This window comes from Micromonospora sp. NPDC002411 (assembly GCF_053592955.1).
Genome location: NZ_JBSFBM010000538.1, coordinates 1 through 2,951 on the forward strand (window position 1 = coordinate 1; position 2,951 = coordinate 2,951).

The window sequence follows — 2,951 nt, forward strand, 5'->3', positions numbered from 1 at the left end:
GCCTGCTCCCGGTCAGCGGGCCCTCCGCCGGTGCCGGCCTCCTGTCGATGCGTTCGGTCAGCGCTGCGCGAGCACCTCCGCACGGCACCGGGTCAGGTGCCCGGAATCGTGCTCTGCCGGCAACCCGGTCAACCCCAACCGGTCGACGAACCGCCGCAGGTACTCCCGGGTTCCCTCCCCCGCTCCCCGACCGGCGATCACACCGACGGTCAACCGGTCACCCTTCGGGAAAACCCAGGCGTACGAGCCCGGCATGTCGCCCCAGTCCAGCAACAACCGCCCCCGCCACCGCTCCTGCTCCGCCGGGGGCACCGGGATCTCCAACTCCAGCCCCAGGTCCACCTGCCGGTACCGGACCCCGACGTGCCGGGCGGTCACCCCTGACGAACCATCGGCGCCGATCACCGTCCGGGCCGCGATCGTCGTACCGTCGGCCAGCCGCAGGCGTACCCCCTCGGGATCCTGCTCGATCGCGCGGACCGCGACCCGCTCACGCATCTGCGCGCCGGCGGCGACCGCCGCCTCGCGCAGCCGGTCGTCGAACTCCTCGCGACGCACCATCGTCACGACCGGAGCGTCGTTGCGGCGGGTGAACTCCCGGCGGCCATCGCGGGTGAACGTGACACGGTCCACCCGGTCGTGCGCGGGCACCTCGATCCGATCCGCGACTGCCGCGAGGGAGGTACCGATCAGGCCACCGCCGCAGGTCTTGTACCGCGGGTGCTCGGCCCGCTCGACGACAAGTGTGGAGACACCGGCACGGGCAGCGGCGTGTGCCGCGGACAGCCCGGCGGGGCCGGCGCCGACGACGACGAGGTCCCAGACGATCACGAGAGCAGCCTAGCCGTGTGTCGAAGTCCTCGGTCGAGCCGAGGCGGAGTCCAGGCGGAGTCCAGGCGGCGGCCGGCCGCAGGCCGGCCCAGGACTTCGACACACGGCTTCGGCGCTGCCGGACCGCGACAGCCGGACCCGCCGACCGCCCGATCGGGTGCGCATCTTCGGTCACCGACGGGGTAACCGGCGCACGGCAGCCGCCACGCGATGGCGGACGAACGGAGGAGGAACCATGCAGCAGGTGCAACTGTCGGAGGCCGAGCAACGGGTGTACCAGGCGGTCACCACCCTGGAGGCACGCGGGCAGGTGCCGTACCCGGACCTGATCGCCGAGGAATCCGGGTTGACCGAGGAGCAGGTCGGGAGTCCCCTGCACCTGCTCACCGAGAAGGGCCTGCTGCACCGCGAGGACTCACCGATGGCGGGTCTCGACTTCGGCCCCCGGTTCTGCGCCCGCCAGATGGCGTGACGGGCAGGATCCCACGAGACGGTTCGCCCCCCGCTGACCCGGGTAGCGGTCAGAGATGCGCGATCAACGGTCATCGGGGGGCACGATGAGCGCGGCGCAGCCGGTGACGGCGGCCGAGAACCGGCGGCGCTGGCAGGCCGTCGGCGTCGGCCTGGTCGCCGCGTTCATGACGCTGCTCGACGTCAGCATCGTCAACGTCGCGGTGCCGTCCATCGACCGTGCGCTGCACGCCTCGCCGAGCGACCTGCAGTGGGTTCTCTCCGGGTACGCGCTCACCTTCGGCCTGGCACTGGTCCCCGCCGGTCGCTTCGGCGACGCCCGAGGCCGGCGCAACGCGTTCGTCTTCGGTATCGCCCTGTTCACGATCACCAGCGCACTCGCCGGCCTCTCCACCTCACCGACCTGGCTGGTCGTCACCCGACTCCTTCAGGGCGCCGCCGCCGGCATCGTCAACCCGCAGGTCATCGGGCTCATCCAGCAACTGTTCCGCGGTCCGGAACGGGCCCGCCCCTTCGGGCTGCTCGGTGCCACCATCGGCATCTCCACAGCGGTCGGGCCGCTGCTCGGCGGGCTGCTCATCGCCATCGGCGGCGAGGAACACGGGTGGCGCTGGGTCTTCTTCGTCAACGTGCCGGTCGGCATCCTCGCGGTGATCCTCGGCTGGCGTCTGCTGCCCGGCCGCCCCGCCGGTCAACCCGGCTGGCGTCAACTCGACCCTGTCGGTGTTCTGCTCCTCGGGGTGGGCGTGGTGCTGGTCCTGCTCCCACTCGTGCAGGAACAGCAGTGGGAGACCCCCTGGAAGTGGGCGCTCATCCCAATCGGCCTGGCCGTGCTGGTCGTCTTCGGGCTGTGGGAGCGGCGGTACGCACACCACCACCAACCCCTGTTCGACCTCCGGCTGTTCAGCCTCCAGTCGTACACACTGGGCTCACTGCTGGCACTTGTCTACTTCGGCGGCTTCACCGCGATCTTCTTCATCTTCACCCTGTTCCTCCAGATGGGTCTCGGCTACAGCGCGCTCGTCGCCGGCCTGGCCATCACCCCGTTCGCCCTGGGCTCGGCGGCCGCCGCCGTCCTCGGTGGCCGCATCGTCAACCGTCTCGGCCGACCGTTGGTCGCCGTCGGCCTGTTCACAGTGGTGGTCGGGCTGGCCGCGACGGTGGTCGCGCTACGCCTGGCACCGGACGCCCCGGCACCCTGGGTCGCCGCCGGCCCACTACTCGTCGCGGGCATCGGCAGTGGACTGGTCATCGCCCCCAACCAGACGATCACCCTCTCCGAAGTGCCGGTGGCGCAGGCCGGCAGCGGCGCGGGCATGCTCCAGACCGGCCAGCGGATCGGCGCCGCGGCCGGCATCGCCGCCGTCGGCTCGATGTTCTTCTCGTCGCTGGCCGACACCCGTGGCGACTGGACCACCGCCTTCGAGCGGTCCCTCATTCTGGCCACCGGCATCATCGGGCTCGCGCTGATCTGCGCCCTGATCGACATCGTCCGCAGCCGCAAACACCAGGACAAATGATTCGGGTACGCCGCTGGCCGGCACCCGTTGTGGGGCCCTTGCGTTCGGCGCGGCCCAGCCGGACCAACTGTGACTGGGCCAGGTGGAAGCCGTCCATCGGAACCAGCCGCGCCGTCGGCCCCACCTCGG

General features: G+C 71.3%; 2 protein-coding genes and 2 pseudogenes. 2 read left to right on the forward strand and 2 right to left on the reverse strand.

Going from position 1 to position 2,951, the window contains the following annotated elements; translation table 11 throughout:
• Window positions 1-75: 75 nt before the first annotated feature.
• Window positions 76-831, reverse strand: a pseudogene (locus ACWCO3_RS33485) (geranylgeranyl reductase family protein); the annotation flags it as partial.
• Window positions 832-1,066: 235 nt separating this feature from the next.
• Between ACWCO3_RS33485 and ACWCO3_RS33490 the strand changes: the two are divergent.
• Both ACWCO3_RS33490 and ACWCO3_RS33495 read left to right on the forward strand, forming a co-directional pair.
• Window positions 1,067-1,303 carry a hypothetical protein gene (locus tag ACWCO3_RS33490; RefSeq protein WP_030491902.1) on the forward strand — a complete coding sequence of 79 codons (237 nt, stop codon included), beginning with the start codon at window positions 1,067-1,069 and terminating at the stop codon, window positions 1,301-1,303.
• A gap of 85 nt (window positions 1,304-1,388) precedes the next feature.
• Window positions 1,389-2,822, forward strand: coding sequence for an MFS transporter (locus ACWCO3_RS33495; RefSeq protein WP_450013952.1), 1,434 nt, complete (start codon window positions 1,389-1,391; stop codon window positions 2,820-2,822).
• A 34-nt stretch (window positions 2,823-2,856) separates the two neighbouring features.
• Here ACWCO3_RS33495 and ACWCO3_RS33500 read toward each other — a convergent pair.
• A pseudogene (locus ACWCO3_RS33500) lies at window positions 2,857-2,951 on the reverse strand (nucleoside/nucleotide kinase family protein); the annotation flags it as partial.